This is a genomic window from Providencia sp. PROV261, assembly GCF_028477945.1.
Classification (GTDB): domain Bacteria; phylum Pseudomonadota; class Gammaproteobacteria; order Enterobacterales; family Enterobacteriaceae; genus Providencia; species Providencia stuartii.
Genome location: NZ_JAMPMC010000005.1, coordinates 33,152 through 50,661, shown reverse-complemented (window position 1 = coordinate 50,661; position 17,510 = coordinate 33,152). Strand labels below are relative to the sequence as shown.

Here is a 17,510-nt window from a genome sequence, read left to right as displayed (position 1 = left end):
ATTAAAGGCGGAAAAAAACTCCCAACAGCACGTCCAAATCGTATTAACGAAGAAATCCGTGCAACTGAAATTCGAGTTACCGGTTTTGACGGTGAGCAACTCGGTGTCATGAGTGTGCGTGAAGCACTTGCGAAAGCGGAAGAGGCTGGTGTTGACCTAGTTGAAATTAGCCCTAATGCTGAGCCACCTGTTTGCCGGATCATGGATTACGGCAAATATCTTTATGAGAAGAGTAAGTCTCAGAAAGAGCAAAAGAAAAAACAAAAAGTTGTTCAAGTGAAGGAAATTAAATTCCGTCCAGGAACAGATGAAGGCGACTATCAAGTTAAACTACGTAGTCTGATTCGCTTTTTGGAAGATGGTGATAAAGCCAAAGTTACCTTGCGTTTTCGCGGTCGTGAAATGGCTCACCAACAGATCGGTATGGAAGTGCTTAACCGCATTAAAGCCGATCTGGATGAACTGGCGTCTGTGGAGTCATTCCCTTCAAGAATTGAAGGTCGCCAGATGATCATGGTCTTAGCACCAAAGAAAAAGTAAGTTTATCATTATGAACAGCACCCGCATAAAAGCGGGTGCTATATCCTGTTGAACCAATCATTGAAAATATCTAACAACCTATATTGGATGCGCTGAATATAGGCTTGATAATATGAAAAGACATGGGTTTGTGCGAAAAAATTGATTATCTACTTGAGTAATCGGGCAATAAGCATTAAAATCCGCGGTCGAATCGCCTTATCATTCGGTAATTACCCGAGGTGACGTAGGCAAAGAATATGGCACTTTAGTTATCAACATATTGAATCTATTAGATTAAACGGTAACTAGGGTGTATGCTTTAGAGAATATAAGCAAATCTCTTTATCCAGTTGGAGGAATAAAGTATTAAAGGCGGAAAAAGAATCCCAACAGCACGTCCAAATCGTATTAACGATGAAATTCGTGTGAATGAAGTCCGTTTAACCGGTTTAGACGGCGAACAGCTCGGCATTATGAGCCTGCGTGATGCACTAGAAAAAGCCGAAGAAGCAGGGGTAGACCTTGTTGAAATCAGCCCAAATGCCGAACCGCCAGTTTGTCGTATCATGGATTACGGCAAATTCCTTTATGAGAAGAGCAAGTCTCAAAAAGAACAGAAGAAGAAGCAAAAAGTTGTTCAGGTGAAGGAAATTAAATTCCGCCCTGGTACAGATGAAGGTGATTATCAGGTCAAACTACGCAACCTGATTCGCTTTCTCGAAGATGGTGACAAAGCCAAAGTTACACTGCGTTTTCGTGGTCGTGAAATGGCTCACCAACAAATCGGTATGGATGTACTTAACCGTATTAAGTCCGATTTGGATGAGCTGGCGTCTGTGGAGTCATTCCCTTCAAAAATTGAAGGGCGTCAGATGATCATGGTGCTGGCACCTAAGAAGAAATAATTAGGCCATCAAGTAATTGTGTTTACAGTAATGTAGATGCTATTCGCCTAATTAATTCGTAGTTTATCACAATGCGAAGTTGGAAATTAAAGAAATGCCAAAGATTAAAACTGTACGTGGCGCAGCAAAGCGCTTTAAAAAAACTGCAGGCGGTGGCTTTAAGCGCAAGCATGCAAACCTTCGTCACATTCTGACTAAAAAGTCTACTAAGCGTAAACGCCATTTACGTCCGAAAGGAATGGTATCTAAGGGCGATCTGGGTCTGGTAGTTGCCTGCCTGCCTTACGCATAAGTAAACATTGGTTAATAAGATTAAAGACGATAGGAGATAGCTATGGCTCGCGCAAAACGTGGTGTAATCGCCCGTGCACGTCACAAAAAAATTCTGAAGCAGGCGAAAGGTTACTATGGTGCACGTTCTCGTGTTTACCGCGTAGCGTTTCAGGCGGTAATCAAAGCTGGTCAATACGCTTACCGTGACCGCCGTCAACGTAAACGTCAGTTCCGTCAACTGTGGATCGCGCGTATCAACGCAGCGGCTCGCCAAAACGGTCTGTCTTACAGCCGTTTCATCAATGGCTTGAAAAAAGCTTCAATTGAAATCGACCGTAAGATCCTGGCAGACATCGCCGTATTCGACAAAGCAGCATTCACTGCTTTAGTTGAAAAAGCGAAAGGCGCTTTAGCTTAATGTTTGCTTGAAAAGAGGAAGGAGACTTCCTCTTTTCATTTATGTGGTTTTATGTTAATACTTAAGTAATACAGTCTGTTTAGTGAATTAATTATATGCAAATCGTCGCTTTTCGTTTCTTCTTTTACTTTAGCACCTGAGTTTCGGGGGCTTGCGCGCGTAAGAAAAGAAACGAAAAGTTACGCTAAAGCCTCCGTCAGGAGGCTTTTTTGTTTTTGATTGAAGAAAAATACAGTAAAATCAGTTAAGTGCTTATCCATTCAATAAATGGCAAGTGAGAACTTAATAAATCGGTGAATAACTAGCAAAACGACCGTAAGGTCATAAAGGGGAAATAATGCCACATCTCGCTGAGTTGGTTGCACAGGCAAAAGCAGCCATTGAACAGGCCCAAGATGTTGCTACGTTAGAGTCAGTTCGTGTTGAATATTTAGGCAAAAGTGGCCACTTCACACTACAGATGAAAACGTTGCGTGATCTGCCTGCTGATGAACGTCCAGCAGCAGGGGCTGTGATTAATGAAGCCAAAGTACAGGTTCAAGATGCACTGAATATGCGTAAAGCAGCCATGCAGGCTGAAATACTGAATGCACGTTTAGCATCGGAGAAAATTGATGTCTCATTACCTGGGCGTCGTATGGAAAATGGGGGATTACACCCAGTTACCCGTACCATTCAGCGAATTGAAGAGTTTTTTGGTGAGTTAGGCTTTAGTGTTGAGACAGGGCCTGAAATCGAAGATGACTACCATAACTTTGATGCATTAAATATTCCTGCCCACCACCCAGCTCGTGCCGATCATGATACTTTCTGGTTTGATGCGAAGCGTTTGCTGCGTACCCAAACTTCCGGTGTGCAAATTCGTACCATGAATGGGCAACAACCGCCAATCCGTATTATCGCACCTGGTCGTGTTTACCGTAACGATTACGACCAAACACACACGCCAATGTTCCATCAAACAGAAGGGTTGATTGTTGATAAAGATATCAGCTTTACTAACCTAAAAGGCACATTGCATGATTTCCTAAATAATTTCTTTGAAGAAGAAGTCCAAGTCCGCTTCCGTCCATCTTATTTCCCATTCACAGAGCCTTCTGCTGAAGTGGATGTTATGGGGAAAAATGGTAAGTGGTTAGAAGTGTTAGGCTGCGGCATGGTTCATCCAAATGTACTACGCAATGTGGGTATTGATCCAGAAATCTACTCAGGCTTTGCATTTGGCATGGGAATGGAGCGCCTTACAATGTTGCGCTACGGTGTTTCTGATTTGCGCGCATTCTTCGAAAATGATCTTCGTTTCCTCAAACAGTTTAAATAAGGCGGGACTTTCTCATGAAATTCAGTGAACTTTGGTTACGTGAATGGGTGAACCCAGCCATTAGCAGTGAAGCATTATCCGAACAAATCACGATGGCCGGTTTGGAAGTTGATGGTGTTGAACCGGTGGCGGGGCAATTTACAGGTGTTGTCGTTGGTGAAGTGGTCGAATGTGGTCAGCATCCAAATGCAGATAAACTACGAGTCACAAAAGTCAATGTTGGCGGCGATCGCCTGCTTGATATCGTGTGTGGGGCACCTAACTGCCGTCAAGGCTTGAAAGTAGCTGTCGCAACGGTTGGTGCAGTTCTACCCGGCGATTTTAAAATCAAAGCAGCAAAACTCCGTGGCGAGCCGTCAGAAGGGATGCTTTGTTCATTCTCTGAGTTAGGTATTTCTGATGATCATAGCGGTATTATTGAGCTGCCATTAGACGCGCCAATTGGTACTGATTTACGTGATTATTTGAAATTTGATGACAGCATCATCGAAATTAGCATTACGCCAAACCGTGCGGACTGTTTAAGCATTCTTGGTGTAGCACGTGATGTGGCTGTAATCAATAAACAAGCACTGACAGCGCCTAAGATTGAGGCGGTGAAAGCCACTACAACCGATACCTTCCCAATCCGCGTTGAAGCACCTGAAGCATGTCCGCGTTTTCTTGGTCGAGTTATCAAAAATATTGATGTCTCTGCACCAACCCCAATGTGGATGAAAGAGAAATTGCGCCGTGGTGGCGTGCGTTCAATCGATGCTGTTGTTGATATCACAAACTATGTATTACTTGAACTGGGTCAACCTCAGCATGCCTATGACCTCGATCGCCTAAATGGCGCTATCGTGGTGCGTATGGCAAAACAAGATGAAAAGCTGGTTCTGTTAGATGGTAGCGAAGCGACGCTGAACGCTGATACGCTAGTGATTGCTGATGAGAAAAATCCACTCGGTATTGCGGGTATTTTTGGTGGTGAGCATTCAGGTGTTAACAGCGAAACCAAAAACATCCTTCTAGAATGTGCGTTTTTTAATCCACTAGCGATTACAGGCCGTGCACGTAATTATGGTTTGCACACTGATGCTTCTCACCGTTTTGAGCGTGGTGTTGATCCTGAATTACAGTTCAAAGCCATTGAACGTGCGACACAATTGATTCTGGATATTTGTGGTGGTGAAGTTGGTGACATTATTGATGTCACAAGCTCAGCTCATTTACCGAAAGTCGCTCATATTACTCTGACTCGCAATAAACTCGATCGATTGATTGGTTATGCGATTGCGGATGATGTTGTGACAGATATTTTGACCCGTTTAGGTTGCCAAGTGAAAGCTTCTGAAGGGCGTTGGGATGTGGTTGCACCAAGCTGGCGTTTCGATATGCAGATCGAAGAAGATCTGGTTGAAGAAGTTGCACGGGTTTATGGTTATAACAACATTCCAGATGTACCGCTGCGTGCAGATTTAGTCATGACTAAGCACAAAGAAGCTAATCTGCCGCTTAAGCGTATTAAGGCGATGTTAGTTGATAAAGGCTACCAAGAAGCAATTACTTACAGCTTTGTCGACCCGAAAGTGCAAGCTTTGCTTCACCCAGAGCAGGAAGCATTAGTGTTACCAAACCCAATTTCTGCTGATATGTCGGCGATGCGTTTGTCACTTTTAACAGGTCTTTTGACTACGGTAGTCTATAATCAAAATCGTCAACAAAATAGAATTCGATTATTTGAGACAGGTTTGCGCTTTATCCCTGATAATCAAGCAGAATATCAAATCCGTCAGGAAACCATGCTGGCTGGCGTGATTGCGGGTAACCGATTCGATGAACATTGGTCATTAGATAAACAAGTTGTGGACTTCTTTGATTTAAAAGGTGATCTTGAAGCTGTTTTGGAATTGACTGGCAAACTGAATCAAATTACATTTAAACCTGAAGTACATCCGGCATTGCACCCTGGTCAAAGTGCTGGGATTTATCTGGAAAATGAACATATTGGTATTATTGGTGTTGTTCATCCAGAACTAGAACGTAAACTCGATTTAAATGGTCGAACTGTGGTATTTGAGGTTCGTTGTGATGCGATAGCACACCGTGCAATCCCTGATGCGAAGGCGATTTCACGCTATCCATCGAACCGTCGCGACATTGCGATTGTTGTGCCAGAAAACGTTGCCGCCGCAGATGTTTTGGCAGAATGTAAAAAAGTTGGCATAAATCATATAGTTGGCATAAACTTGTTTGATGTGTATTGTGGTGAAGGGATAGCAGACGGTTATAAGAGTCTCGCTATCAGTCTCGTCTTCCAAGATACAACGCGTACCATGGAAGAAGAAGAGATAACCGCGACCGTTGATCTGTGTATTGCTGCATTAAAACAGCGATTCCAAGCCTCCTTGAGGGACTAAAACTATGGCGCTTACTAAAGCTGAAATGTCAGAAAATTTGTTTGAAAAACTGGGTGTTAGCAAACGTGATGCTAAAGACCTTGTGGAATCTTTCTTTGAGGAGGTTCGCCTCTCCTTAGAAAATGGTGAGCAAGTGAAATTATCTGGATTCGGTAACTTTGATTTACGTGATAAAAATCAACGTCCCGGTCGTAACCCAAAAACTGGGGAAGATATTCCAATTACTGCACGCCGTGTTGTCACTTTCCGTCCTGGCCAAAAATTGAAGAGCCGCGTCGAAAAAGCGACACCAAAAGAGTGATAGTAGACTTGCATTGCGAGTAAAAGACCGCCGTTTAGGCGGTCTTTTGTTTTTCATGGCACAGCATTATTTCAATATATTTTATGCTATCTATCTGGATGCAGAATAGGGTTTCCACACTATCAGCTAGAAAATATTTAGAGGGTATTGAGGATTGATCACACTGATGTATTTATCGATATTTTAAATAGCTACCTATGGTATCGGTAGCTATAGATTTTAAGGCGGAAAAATTTATATTCGGTCGCTTATCTTTGCAACAATGCGGTAAAATAATTAATAGGTAATTGTGCAAGTCCTATTTGTTTGAGTTGATCAAGAGGATTTCCCGCCGTTTTAGAATAATCGGTTCTATCGAGAGTCGGGGCAAAGGCGATCGATAAATTTTCTGGGGTCATCTGGTGTTTTTCTGCATGACGGCTGATTTCGGTAAGTAGGGGCACCGCTATTTGCAATATCAATGGCAGTTTTTTTAGCGGTGGCAGTGAGTCTAAAATTTTTGTATCAGAAACGGCTAAAATATTATTTTCGCTCGTTGCCAATGTTGGGTTTGTTTCAATAGCACGTTTCACTGTAGCTTTGTTTCCGATTGCATCATGATATTTTGTGAAGAGAGTCGATAATGTTTTTTGTTCACTCGATGAACTATCTAAAACGTTGCCAACTAATCTTTTATATGCTGATGTTAGATCAGATACGTCAATGTTATTTTTTTGAATAAAAAAGATATCAATAGATTTATTGCTAGCGAGATGCTCTAATATTATTTCAACTCTCTGTTTGTTGCCTGATATTCGAAATGGTCCTGTTTCATGTAAGTAATTTGGATGAGATAAGATAGCAGTACCAATCTCATTAATTTGCTGGTATTTAAGGCGATCTTCATAAGCGATACCAATATACTCATTGATAGCATCTATATTCTGTTTTTCAATGAGTTTTGCTGTTTGTTGTTGCGCTATCCGCATTTGCATTGCGTTTAATTCAGCCGGGGTTTTGTATTGAGAAGGGGGGAGCGCATTTTCTTGATCGCTATCGCTTAATTTTTTGTAATTTAATACATCAATATTTTTGTTTTTTATTTCAATAGATTCATGTTGGTGTTGCGAAGGTAACCCTAAAAATTTTTTTAAAACATTAGTCACTCGTTGGATTGATGCAGCAAAGAGGCTTGTTTTGGGTTGATTGATAGGCTTAAGGGGTGTATCGGTTATTTTAGTTGTGGAAGTGAAGTCGGGCGTTGATGTTGATAAAGTCGATTTCATATTGTCCCTTCAAATGCTCAAATAAAAATGGATGTGCAGTATAAATTTGCTGCATTGGTATCGCTTGCACAAAAAGCTATAATTGGGCAATACTGTTAATATTTAAGACATTTTCTACTTAATGAATAATCAATTGCTTACCCTTCAAAAACGTCAGAGGCACGCCGATATACGGCTACTGTGTGTATTGGTCTGTTTTTTAATCGTTGTCAGTGTCTTGGCTTTGAGTGTCGGCGAAATAGGGTTATGGCCTAACCAATGGGCGAGCGAATCGGCACAATTATTTATTTGGCAAATTCGTTTTCCTCGATTATTGGCAGTCATTACCATTGGTGCAGCCCTTGCGGTAACAGGGGCTATCATGCAAGCCTTATTCGAAAACCCACTGGCTGAACCTGGGTTATTGGGGATCAGCAATGGTGCTGGTGTCGCCGTCGTTCTGATTGTTTTGCTCTCTCATGGGGTAACTCAGTATTGGCTAATAAGTTCAGGTGCAATTGTTGGTGCATTATTATTAACCGCGATACTGCTGTTTTTTGCCAAACGAAAGCATTTTAATAACACGAGCTTACTGCTAGTTGGCGTGGCGCTTGGTGTGATTTGTGGTGCGATAATGACTTGGATGGTCTATATGAGTAGCAGCCTAGACCTACGTCAACTCCTCTATTGGATGATGGGAAGCTTTAGCGGTATTGATTGGCGTCAATTTGCTCTAGTCATTGCTTGTATTCCTTTTTTATTGTGGGCAATTTGCCAAGGTAATACACTCAATTACTTATCACTTGGATCATTGCAAGCTTATCAACTCGGTTTTTCTCACCATCGCTGGCGTCTTGCTCTGATTATCGTGACGGGGGTGCTAATTGGTTTGAGCGTTGCTATTGCGGGTGCTATTAGTTTCGTTGGGTTAGTCATTCCCCATATTTTACGGTTGGCAGGATTGACCGACCACCGAACATTATTGCCGGGGTGTGCTATCACAGGAGCGGGAGGGTTATTATTAGCCGATATGCTTTCACGCACACTGATTGCTAATGCTGAGGTACCTATTGGTGTGATAACCGCGACATTAGGGGCACCTATCTTTATTTGGCTATTAGCGCGTAACAATCAATGGCGATAAAATAAAATGATGAATAGACAACCTATCATTGAGCTAATTCAGTTTTCCATTGATAGCCGACTTATCAATATTAATGAAACTGTGTTTGCGGGAGAGCAAATTCATTTACTTGGTGCAAATGGGGCGGGGAAAAGTACTTTGTTCAGTGGAATGAGTGGTTTTTTAGCTTTTCAAGGACAATTAAATATTAATGGTCGGGCGCTCAACGAGTATCGGGTGCAAGCTTTGCGTCAGCAGAGAGCCTATTTTCCTCAGCAAGTATCAACGCAACCTATTTTAAAAGTCTTTCAATATCTGGCGCTGTTTTATTCATCAAATGAGTATCAAATAGCGTTATTTAACCAATTAACTGAAGATTTCCAATTAGCGTGCTTGTTAATGAAACCTATTACACAACTTTCGGGTGGTGAATGGCAGCGAGTCCGTATTATTGCAACTTTTTTGCAAGTTTGGGATCGTCAAGATTTAAGTGGAAAATTTATTCTATTTGATGAACCAACAAACAATTTAGATATTATTCAACAATCCAAGCTTGATAAATGGGTGAAATATTTTTGTGATTGCCAAGGAACGGTTATAATGAGTGGGCATAACTTGAGTCATTCATATCGACATGCAAGTCGTATATGGATGTTAAAAAAAGGTGAAATTATTTTTTCAGGTAAACCTGAGCAAGTGATGACTGACTTTAATTTATCTGAGATATTTGCAAGTAAAATTATTTCAAGTACAGATAGCGAAACGAAAACTTGGCAAGTAATTAGTTTTGACGAGTAGCAGAAAAATTGTTTTAATCGTCGGTTTCATTATGCTTTACGATATAAGAAATGTTTTCAGGTGTTGATGTTCGGTTAAAGTAACTTTAACTAGAATACTCTCTTCTTAATAAAAAATTAGGCTACAGATTATATGAGCAATTTCCTTCCGTTTTCAAAACCGGCAATCGGTGACGAAGAGGTTAAGGCAGTAGAGAAAGTTCTACGTTCAGGCTGGATTACGACAGGGCCTCAGAACCATCAGTTGGAACAAGATTTTTGTGAACGTTATGGTTGTAAGCATGCAATAGCGCTAAGTTCAGCCACTGCGGGTATGCATGTTGTTTTAATGGCATTGGGTATCGGCCCAGGCGATGAGGTGATCACCCCGTCGCAGACATGGGTATCCACCATTAATATGATTGAGTTATTAGGCGCGACACCCGTTATGATTGATGTCGACCGTGATACATTAATGGTACAACCCGATGCGGTAGAAAAAGCGCTTACTGTGAAAACGAAAGCGATAATTCCTGTACATTACGCAGGTGCTCCTTGTGATCTTGACGCTTTGCGTGCTATCGCGCAAAAAGCGGGAGTGGCGTTGATTGAAGATGCGGCTCATGCGGTGGGAACACGCTATAAAGAAGAATGGATTGGTCAGCAGGGAACCGCTATTTTCTCTTTTCATGCAATTAAAAATGTGACGTGTGCGGAAGGTGGATTAGTCGTCACTGATGATGATGAATTAGCACAGCGCGTTCGTACCTTAAAATTCCATGGTCTCGGGGTTGACGCCTTTGATAGACAAATGCAAGGTCGAAAACCACAAGCAGAAGTGGTTGAACCTGGTTTAAAATATAATTTATCTGATATTCATGCAGCGATTGCTGTTGTTCAGTTGTCTCGTGTTGAAGAAATGAATCAACGTCGTGCACAATTGGTAGCGCGTTATCGTGCCGCACTGAAAGACTCCCCATTACAAATGCTTTCAGTTCCTGAATATTCACATTTGCATGCTAACCACTTATTTATGGTGCGTGTCGATAAAAGTGTATGCGGTATTGATCGTGATAGCTTTATGGAAAAACTAAAAGCGTATGATATCGGTACAGGTTTACATTTCCGTGCCGCACATACACAGAAATATTACCGTGAGAAATACCCAGAGCTCTCACTCGTAGAGTCAGAATGGAACACCGCGACCCTTTGTTCCCTGCCTCTCTTCCCTGATATGTCTGATGCAGATGTTGATCGGGTTGTTAAAGCGATAAATGAAATCCTTTTGGAGTCAAAATAGTGTCATTTGTAGATGAATTTGAAGAGATAAAAAAAGTCTCTGTTGTAATCCCTGTTTATAATGAAGAGCAAAGTCTACCTCAGTTACTTGAGCGTACAATTAAAGCGTGTAAACAACTTACGCAAGAGTATGAGTTGATTTTAGTGGATGATGGGAGTAGTGACCGTTCCGCTAAAATGTTGACTGAGGCAGCAGAAAATCCTGATAACCATGTTATCGCGATTATTTTGAATCGTAATTATGGGCAGCATTCTGCAATTATGGCTGGTTTCAATCAAGCGGATGGTGATTTGGTGATTACACTGGATGCTGATTTACAAAACCCTCCAGAAGAGATCCCTCGCTTAGTGCAAACGGCGGCACAAGGCTATGATGTTGTTGGCACGCGTCGTGCTAACCGTCAAGATTCTTGGTTCCGTAAAACGGCATCTAAAATGATTAATGCGATGATCACAAAAGCGACCGGTCGTTCTATGGGCGATTATGGTTGTATGTTGCGTGCTTATCGCCGTCATATTATTGATGCGATGTTACAATGCCATGAAAGAAGTACATTTATTCCAATTTTAGCCAACACGTTTGCTCGTAGAACCATTGAAATTGATGTAGCGCATGCTGAACGTGAGTTTGGCGATTCTAAATACAGCTTTATGAAGCTGATTAATTTAATGTATGACCTGTTGACGTGTTTAACAACAGCACCTTTGCGTTTGTTAAGTGTTGTTGGGAGTATTATTGCAGCAGGCGGTTTCTTGCTTGCAGTGTTGTTAATCGTATTACGTTTGCTCTTTGGTGCAACATGGGCCGCTGACGGCGTATTCACACTGTTTGCAATACTCTTTATGTTTATCGGTGCACAATTTGTTGCTATGGGCTTGCTTGGTGAATATATCGGCAGGATTTATAATGATGTGCGCGCGAGACCCCGTTATTTTATTCAAAAAGTCGTCGGTGCTAAGGCTAAGACTGACAAAAACCAGGAAGAAAACTAATGAAAGCTATTGTTTTTGCCTATCATGATATTGGCTGTGTAGGGCTGAAAGCGCTAAAAAAAGCAGGTTTCGATATTCAAGCAGTATTTACTCATACTGATGATCCTAACGAAAACCACTTTTTCTCTTCAGTAGCGCGTGTCAGCGCGGACATGGAACTTCCTGTTTACGCGCCAGAAAACGTAAACCATCCGCTATGGATTGAACGTATTCGCGAATTAAAACCTGATGTAATTTTCTCATTCTATTACCGCGATATGCTCAGTGAAGAATTGCTGGCATTGGCCCCTAAAGGTGCATTTAACCTGCATGGCTCTTTACTGCCTAAATACCGCGGTCGTGCGCCAATTAACTGGGCATTGCTGAACGGCGAGAAAGAAACAGGCGTGACGTTGCACAAAATGGTCACTAAAGCCGACGCTGGTGACATTGTTGCACAAGAAAAAGTCACAATCACCGATACTGATACTGCATTAACGTTACACGCAAAAGTTCGTGAAGCGGCTGAAGTACTGTTAGATAAAACACTGCCATTGATTGAAGCGGGTAGCTATAAAACAGTGGCGCAAGATGAGAGCCAAGCAAGCTATTTCGGTCGTCGTACCGCTCAAGATGGCTTGATCGACTGGAACCGTTCTGCAAAAGAAATTGATTGCTTAATTCGTGCTGTTACTGAGCCATACCCAGGCGCATTTACCTATTTAGGTGAGCGTAAAATGGTAATTTGGCGTGCACGTGTGCTCGATGATAATCAAGGTAAACGCGCGGGTACAGTATTATCAAGTGACCCTCTGCGTATTGCTTGTGGCGAAGGGGCTATTGAAGTTGTTAGTGGTCAGGGTGACTCCGGTTTATATATGCAAGGCAACCGTCTAGCAAATGAAATGGGTATCGTGACTGATGTTCGTGTAGGGCCAAAACCGACTGCACAAATTAAACGTCGTAAGCGTGTTCTGATCTTAGGTGTTAACGGTTTTATCGGTAACCATTTAACAGAGCGTTTATTGCAAGATGATAATTATGATATCTATGGTATGGATATCAGCTCATCGGCGATTGACCGCTTTATTGGTAACCCACGTTTCCACTTTATCGAAGGTGACGTCAGTATTCATACCGAATGGATCGAATACCACATTAAGAAATGTGACGTTATTCTGCCATTAGTGGCGATTGCAACACCAATCGAATATACCCGTAACCCACTGCGTGTCTTTGAATTAGACTTTGAAGAAAACCTGAAAATCGTGCGTTACTGCGTGAAATATAACAAACGTATTATCTTCCCATCGACTTCTGAAGTTTATGGTATGTGTGATGATAAAGAGTTTGATGAAGATGAGTCACGTTTGATTGTTGGTCCTATCAATAAACAGCGCTGGATCTACTCTGTGTCTAAACAGCTGTTAGACCGAGTAATTTGGGCATATGGCGCGAAAGAAGGCTTGAAATTTACGTTATTCCGTCCGTTTAACTGGATGGGGCCACGTTTGGATAGCCTGAACTCAGCACGTATTGGTAGCTCTCGTGCGATCACTCAGTTAATCTTGAATTTAGTTGAAGGTTCGCCAATTAAATTGGTTGATGGTGGTGAGCAAAAACGCTGTTTCACTGATATTAAAGATGGTATCGAAGCACTGTTCCGTATTATTGAAAACAAAGACGGCAAATGCGACGGTCAGATCATCAATATCGGTAACCCAACAAACGAAGCAAGCATTCGCCAATTAGCTGAAATGTTACTTGAAAGTTTCGAAAAACACCCTCTACGCGGCCATTTCCCTCCGTTTGCAGGTTTCCGTGAAATCGAAAGTAGCAGCTACTATGGTAAAGGTTATCAAGATGTTGAGCACCGTAAACCAAGTGTGGAAAATGCACGTCGTCTGCTTGATTGGGTTCCAACAATCGATATGAAAGATACTATTGAAGAGACACTGGATTTCTTCTTGCAAGGTGCGGTAGAAGAATTAGGTAAGAACTAATGAAAAAAGTTGGCTTGAGAATTGATGTGGATACCTATCGAGGCACATTAGAAGGTGTACCACAACTACTCAACGTGCTGAAACAGCATGACATTCAGGCCAGCTTTTTCTTCAGTGTAGGACCCGATAACATGGGGCGCCATTTATGGCGCCTTTTGCGTCCTAAATTCCTGTGGAAAATGCTGAGGTCAAATGCCGCCTCCCTATATGGGCTAGATATTTTATTGGCGGGTACAGCGTGGCCAGGTAAAAAAATAGCCAAAGATTTAGGCTATTTGATGAAACAAACGCTAGATGCAGGTCATGAAGTAGGGTTGCATGCTTGGGATCACCAAGGTTGGCAAGCCAAAGTGGCTAAATGGAGCGAAGCCCAATTAACGGAGCAGGTTAAATTGGGAGTTGATGCTTTGCAGCAAGCCATCGGTCAGCCTGTTACGTGTTCGGCAGTTGCTGGCTGGCGAGGCGATGAACGTGTGCTTGAGGTTAAACAAAAGTTTGGTTTTAACTACAACAGCGATTGTCGCGGTAAGTATCCATTTAGACCCATTTTACGTGATGGTTCAATAGGCACGGTACAAATTCCAGTCACATTACCGACTTATGATGAAGTCGTTGGCACCGTTGTCAGTGATGAAAATTATAATGATTTTATCCTTCAAGCGATAAAAGAGGATCAAGGTGTTCCCGTTTACACCATTCATACTGAAGTTGAAGGTATGTCTAAATCAGAACAATTTTCACAATTATTGGAACGAATTGCCCAAGAAGAAATCCAATTCTGTACATTGAGTGATTTGCTGCCAGAAGACATTAGCACTTTACCTAAAGGGAAAGTCGTGAGAGCGCCATTCCCAGGGCGTGAGGGTTGGCTTGGCTGCCAAGAAGAGGGATAGTATAAGCATGTTGAATAATCGAGCGAGCAAAGTAGGAGCCTCTCTGCTGGCTCTTTTTTTTATCTTAACTTATCTGCTACCGTTAAATAGCCGTTTACTCTGGCAACCTGACGAAACACGATATGCAGAAATCAGCCGTGAAATGTTACAACGCGGTGATTGGATCGTGCCATATATGCTGGATATACGCTATTTTGAAAAGCCAGTAGCAGGCTATTGGATCAACAATATTAGCCAAATGATTTTTGGCGATACTAACTTTGCAGTTCGTTTTGGTTCGGTATTTTGTATTTTGCTCAGTGCATTACTTGTTTACCGAATGGCAAAAATGATGTGGCGTAACAACCATGTCGCTTATGTCGCAAGTTTTATTTATGTGTCGATGTTCTTGGTATTTGCTGTCGGCACCTATAGTGTACTTGACCCTATGCTATCACTCTGGATAGCAGCCAGTATGTATTGTTGCCTATGGGCGATGAAGGCGCGTGGCGTAAAAGAAAAACTTGCTGCATGGATATGTCTTGGTTTAGCGTGTGGGATGGCCTTTATGACCAAAGGGTTCCTTGCGCTTGCCATTCCTGTGATTGTAATGTTACCTATCACAATCTACCAAAAGCGCTTTCTTGAGATGGTGAAGTATGGGCCATTGGCGATTATATCAGCGGTTATCATTAGTTTACCTTGGGCACTAGCCATCGCTAAACAGGAGCCTGACTATTGGAATTACTTCTTCTGGATAGAGCACATTAAACGTTTTACCGCCGATGATGCGCAACACATTGCTCCTTTTTGGTATTACATTCCGATTATTTTATTAGGCAGTATACCTTGGGTTGGGTTATTACCTGGCTCTTTGCTGAAAGGTTGGAGAGAGCGCAAATCAAGTCCAGATATGTTTTTCTTACTCTGTTGGTTTATTGTGCCCGTGATCTTCTTCAGCATTTCACGCGGCAAATTGCCAACATATATGCTGCCATTTATGGCTCCACTAGCACTGCTCATGGCTAAATATGGGGTGGATTGTGTACGCAGTGGGAAGATGAAAGCATTAAAGGCCAATGGCATGATCAACGTTGCGATTGGGGTGCTCGCCGTAATCGCTGTCATTGTTGTCAGTACGGTGATTAAGCGTCCGTTATACGAAGCCGACGAATGGTCAAAAATGGTTCTTGGTATCGTTGCTTTTTCGATTTGGGGTATCATCGGTTACCTATGTACCGTGTTAAATGCCAAATATTGGCTATGGGCCGCCTCTTGCTCGTTGGCGGTGAGCCTGTGTATCGGTAGTGCATTGCCAAATAACACGATAAATTCCAAACTGCCACAGAGCTTTATCCACCAAAACCATGACTTGTTGATGGATAGCAAATATCTTATGGCGAGTAATGTGGGCATTGCAGCCGGGTTAGCGTGGGAAACGAAAAACGCTAATATCTACCTGTATAATAGCAGCGGTGAGCTGACTTATGGTTTGGAATACCCGGATAGCCAACACCGTTTAGTGAAGCCTGATCAATTTGCGGCTTGGTTGGCAAAAGCTCGCCAAGAAGGCCAAGTGACAGTGGTTTTCTTACTTGGACGTAAAGAAGGATTACCGGATATTCCTAAGCCAGATGAGGTGATCAGTAATTCGCGAATTGCGATAGTGGTGTATCACAAACAATGATTGCTCAATTATTATTACTGCTTTTAGTTAGTGTACTCACTTGCCTTGGGCAAATAGCGCAAAAGCAAGCGGTGGTATGCTGGCAGGGTGATAAACATAATAAAACGGCATCAGCCATTCGTTGGCTGGTGCTGGCATTGCTAATGCTTGGGTTAGGTATGCTGTTTTGGCTTAAATTGCTCGAAAGCATGCCGCTTAGCATTGCGTATCCAATGCTTAGTATTAATTTTGTGTTGGTTACTTTGATTGGTCAGTTTGTCTACCATGAGCAGACAGGGCTTAATCATTGGTTAGGTGTGGCGGCAATTATGTTTGGTATTTTCTTGATGAGTATAAGCGGATGAACAAAGGCTATTTTTGGGTAATAGGAAGTGCGCTATTAGTCACCATTGCACAATTAAGCTTAAAAGCAGGTGTAGTGGGGTTGCCTTCGTTTACATTAGGATGGCATTGGTTACAATCTGAATGGCTACTCGCAAATCTGGCAAATCTTAGCATAGTGTTTGTGGGGTTAGTCTGCTATGCCTTATCAATGTTATGTTGGTTGTTTGCACTAAAATCCATCCCGCTTAATAAAGCCTATCCGCTGATTAGTTTAAGCTATGTATTTGTTTATCTATTGGCGGTTATTTTACCTTGGTATCATGAACCCGCGACTTGGCTAAAAGCAGGGGGCGTTGCATTTATTATCCTTGGTGTTTGGTTAATTAGCCGTCCAACAAAAGGACAATCTCAAAAGTAGAATAATTTGGTTGCGTGATAATTTATTTTTCATATTTGAGCAACTATGATAATAAATTAAGCGTGTCGATTGTTTATTTAAGGGTGCAACATGATAATAAAATGGCAACACCTACCATTATTGCTTTCATTAGTGTTGATTGGCTGCTCTTCCACGTCGGTAAAAAGAACGCCACCACCGCCACTAAAAACGCAATTATCTGACCCTATAATGACCATTGCACAACTTAAAGAACAGTTAGAACAATGGTATGGTACGCCATATAATTATGGTGGGATGAGTCAAAGCGGTATTGATTGCTCTGGGTTTGTTTACCGTACATTTAGCGACCGTTTTGCTATCCAATTGCCGCGTACAACGATAGATCAAACACGATTGGGAACGCGTATTGATAAATCCGATCTGATGCCGGGTGATCTCGTCTTCTTTAAAACGGGGTCCGGTGAAAATGGTTTACATGTCGGAATTTATGATACAGATAATACCTTTATTCATGCATCGACCAGTAAGGGTGTGATCCGTTCGTCAATGGATAATGTGTATTGGCGAAAAGTGTTTTGGCAAGCGCGGCGTATCTGATTTCCCGTGTGATCCCCTCATTTTTGTCTTCAATTATGCTATCTTAGTTGCAACTTTTGTTTCTAGGATAG

At 42.1% G+C, this 17,510-nt stretch carries 19 protein-coding genes and 1 other annotated feature; of the genes, 18 read left to right on the top strand and 1 reads right to left on the bottom strand.

Going from position 1 to position 17,510, the window contains the following annotated elements; all coding sequences use genetic code 11:
* The 8 genes from infC (PR675_RS02810) to ihfA all read left to right on the top strand — a co-directional run bounded on the left by infC (PR675_RS02810) (position 1) and on the right by ihfA (position 6,142).
* Positions 1-540: a translation initiation factor IF-3 gene (infC, locus tag PR675_RS02810; RefSeq protein ID WP_071599650.1), complete on the top strand. Its 540-nt coding sequence runs from the start codon at positions 1-3 to the stop codon at positions 538-540.
* Positions 541-887: 347 nt separating this feature from the next.
* Positions 888-1,427, top strand: coding sequence for a translation initiation factor IF-3 (gene infC / locus PR675_RS02805; protein WP_036943861.1), 540 nt, complete (start codon positions 888-890; stop codon positions 1,425-1,427).
* A gap of 94 nt (positions 1,428-1,521) precedes the next feature.
* Positions 1,522-1,719, top strand: a complete 198-nt coding sequence (rpmI, locus tag PR675_RS02800; protein WP_004263702.1) for a 50S ribosomal protein L35 — start codon at positions 1,522-1,524, stop codon at positions 1,717-1,719.
* 42 nt (positions 1,720-1,761) lie between these two features.
* The gene (gene rplT, locus PR675_RS02795; protein WP_004263714.1) at positions 1,762-2,118 is read left to right on the top strand and encodes a 50S ribosomal protein L20; all 357 of its coding nucleotides are present in this window, start codon (positions 1,762-1,764) and stop codon (positions 2,116-2,118) included.
* Positions 2,119-2,207: 89 nt separating this feature from the next.
* Positions 2,208-2,332 (top strand) — a sequence feature (Phe leader region).
* Positions 2,214-2,258, top strand: coding sequence for a pheST operon leader peptide PheM (pheM, locus tag PR675_RS20970; RefSeq protein WP_120752679.1), 45 nt, complete (start codon positions 2,214-2,216; stop codon positions 2,256-2,258). Its footprint overlaps the feature before it by 45 nt.
* Positions 2,333-2,455: 123 nt before the next feature.
* Complete coding sequence (pheS, locus tag PR675_RS02790) at positions 2,456-3,439, top strand: phenylalanine--tRNA ligase subunit alpha (RefSeq protein WP_014658197.1); 984 nt, start codon at positions 2,456-2,458, stop codon at positions 3,437-3,439.
* Between the two features lie 14 nt (positions 3,440-3,453).
* Positions 3,454-5,841 (top strand): phenylalanine--tRNA ligase subunit beta, encoded by a 2,388-nt coding sequence (gene pheT / locus PR675_RS02785; protein ID WP_004919087.1) that lies wholly within the window; start codon positions 3,454-3,456, stop codon positions 5,839-5,841.
* 4 nt (positions 5,842-5,845) lie between these two features.
* Entirely contained in the window at positions 5,846-6,142 is a 297-nt protein-coding gene (gene ihfA, locus PR675_RS02780) for an integration host factor subunit alpha (RefSeq protein WP_004919089.1), read from the top strand.
* Between the two features lie 248 nt (positions 6,143-6,390).
* Here the strand turns inward: ihfA and PR675_RS02775 are convergent, their stop codons facing one another.
* A complete protein-coding gene (locus PR675_RS02775; protein WP_060561314.1) occupies positions 6,391-7,407 on the bottom strand; it encodes a RhoGAP domain-containing protein in 1,017 nt (338 codons plus the stop codon).
* A 121-nt stretch (positions 7,408-7,528) separates the two neighbouring features.
* Here PR675_RS02775 and btuC point away from each other — a divergent pair, with 121 nt between their 5' ends.
* From btuC to PR675_RS02725, 10 genes are all read left to right on the top strand, one after another.
* Positions 7,529-8,530, top strand: a complete 1,002-nt coding sequence (btuC, locus tag PR675_RS02770; protein WP_060561313.1) for a vitamin B12 ABC transporter permease BtuC — start codon at positions 7,529-7,531, stop codon at positions 8,528-8,530.
* Between the two features lie 6 nt (positions 8,531-8,536).
* Positions 8,537-9,307 carry a vitamin B12 ABC transporter ATP-binding protein BtuD gene (locus tag PR675_RS02765; RefSeq protein ID WP_040133060.1) on the top strand — a complete coding sequence of 257 codons (771 nt, stop codon included), beginning with the start codon at positions 8,537-8,539 and terminating at the stop codon, positions 9,305-9,307.
* A 132-nt stretch (positions 9,308-9,439) separates the two neighbouring features.
* Positions 9,440-10,585 carry a UDP-4-amino-4-deoxy-L-arabinose aminotransferase gene (gene arnB, locus PR675_RS02760; protein ID WP_060561312.1) on the top strand — a complete coding sequence of 382 codons (1,146 nt, stop codon included), beginning with the start codon at positions 9,440-9,442 and terminating at the stop codon, positions 10,583-10,585.
* Positions 10,585-11,577: an undecaprenyl-phosphate 4-deoxy-4-formamido-L-arabinose transferase gene (gene arnC / locus PR675_RS02755; protein WP_004919099.1), complete on the top strand. Its 993-nt coding sequence runs from the start codon at positions 10,585-10,587 to the stop codon at positions 11,575-11,577. Before arnB ends, arnC begins: the two co-directional genes overlap by 1 nt.
* Positions 11,577-13,559: a bifunctional UDP-4-amino-4-deoxy-L-arabinose formyltransferase/UDP-glucuronic acid oxidase ArnA gene (gene arnA, locus PR675_RS02750; protein ID WP_004919101.1), complete on the top strand. Its 1,983-nt coding sequence runs from the start codon at positions 11,577-11,579 to the stop codon at positions 13,557-13,559. Before arnC ends, arnA begins: the two co-directional genes overlap by 1 nt.
* Positions 13,559-14,452 (top strand): 4-deoxy-4-formamido-L-arabinose-phosphoundecaprenol deformylase, encoded by an 894-nt coding sequence (arnD, locus tag PR675_RS02745; protein ID WP_060561311.1) that lies wholly within the window; start codon positions 13,559-13,561, stop codon positions 14,450-14,452. Before arnA ends, arnD begins: the two co-directional genes overlap by 1 nt.
* Positions 14,453-14,459: 7 nt before the next feature.
* On the top strand, positions 14,460-16,118 hold the full coding sequence (gene arnT, locus PR675_RS02740) for a lipid IV(A) 4-amino-4-deoxy-L-arabinosyltransferase (RefSeq protein ID WP_004919103.1): 1,659 nt from the start codon (positions 14,460-14,462) through the stop codon (positions 16,116-16,118).
* Entirely contained in the window at positions 16,115-16,462 is a 348-nt protein-coding gene (gene arnE, locus PR675_RS02735; RefSeq protein ID WP_004919105.1) for a 4-amino-4-deoxy-L-arabinose-phosphoundecaprenol flippase subunit ArnE, read from the top strand. Before arnT ends, arnE begins: the two co-directional genes overlap by 4 nt.
* Positions 16,459-16,860 carry a 4-amino-4-deoxy-L-arabinose-phosphoundecaprenol flippase subunit ArnF gene (gene arnF / locus PR675_RS02730; protein WP_004919107.1) on the top strand — a complete coding sequence of 134 codons (402 nt, stop codon included), beginning with the start codon at positions 16,459-16,461 and terminating at the stop codon, positions 16,858-16,860. The genes arnE and arnF overlap by 4 nt, the downstream gene beginning before the upstream one ends.
* Before the next feature lie 90 nt (positions 16,861-16,950).
* A complete protein-coding gene (locus PR675_RS02725) occupies positions 16,951-17,439 on the top strand; it encodes a C40 family peptidase (RefSeq protein ID WP_014658203.1) in 489 nt (162 codons plus the stop codon).
* Positions 17,440-17,510: the final 71 nt, after the last annotated feature.

Excerpts from the sequence above, each read along its gene's own strand:
- arnA (WP_004919101.1), top strand. The coding sequence starts at position 11,577 with ATGAAAGCTATTGTTTTTGCCTATCATGATATTGGCTGTGTAGGGCTG.
- arnE (WP_004919105.1), top strand. The coding sequence starts at position 16,115 with ATGATTGCTCAATTATTATTACTGCTTTTAGTTAGTGTACTCACTTGC.
- arnF (WP_004919107.1), top strand. The coding sequence starts at position 16,459 with ATGAACAAAGGCTATTTTTGGGTAATAGGAAGTGCGCTATTAGTCACC.
- rplT (WP_004263714.1), top strand. The coding sequence starts at position 1,762 with ATGGCTCGCGCAAAACGTGGTGTAATCGCCCGTGCACGTCACAAAAAA.
- PR675_RS02765 (WP_040133060.1), top strand. The coding sequence starts at position 8,537 with ATGATGAATAGACAACCTATCATTGAGCTAATTCAGTTTTCCATTGAT.
- rpmI (WP_004263702.1), top strand. The coding sequence starts at position 1,522 with ATGCCAAAGATTAAAACTGTACGTGGCGCAGCAAAGCGCTTTAAAAAA.
- PR675_RS02775 (WP_060561314.1), bottom strand. The coding sequence starts at position 7,407 with ATGAAATCGACTTTATCAACATCAACGCCCGACTTCACTTCCACAACT.
- arnB (WP_060561312.1), top strand. The coding sequence starts at position 9,440 with ATGAGCAATTTCCTTCCGTTTTCAAAACCGGCAATCGGTGACGAAGAG.
- pheT (WP_004919087.1), top strand. The coding sequence starts at position 3,454 with ATGAAATTCAGTGAACTTTGGTTACGTGAATGGGTGAACCCAGCCATT.
- ihfA (WP_004919089.1), top strand. The coding sequence starts at position 5,846 with ATGGCGCTTACTAAAGCTGAAATGTCAGAAAATTTGTTTGAAAAACTG.
- arnD (WP_060561311.1), top strand. The coding sequence starts at position 13,559 with ATGAAAAAAGTTGGCTTGAGAATTGATGTGGATACCTATCGAGGCACA.
- PR675_RS02725 (WP_014658203.1), top strand. The coding sequence starts at position 16,951 with ATGATAATAAAATGGCAACACCTACCATTATTGCTTTCATTAGTGTTG.
- arnT (WP_004919103.1), top strand. The coding sequence starts at position 14,460 with ATGTTGAATAATCGAGCGAGCAAAGTAGGAGCCTCTCTGCTGGCTCTT.
- btuC (WP_060561313.1), top strand. The coding sequence starts at position 7,529 with ATGAATAATCAATTGCTTACCCTTCAAAAACGTCAGAGGCACGCCGAT.
- pheS (WP_014658197.1), top strand. The coding sequence starts at position 2,456 with ATGCCACATCTCGCTGAGTTGGTTGCACAGGCAAAAGCAGCCATTGAA.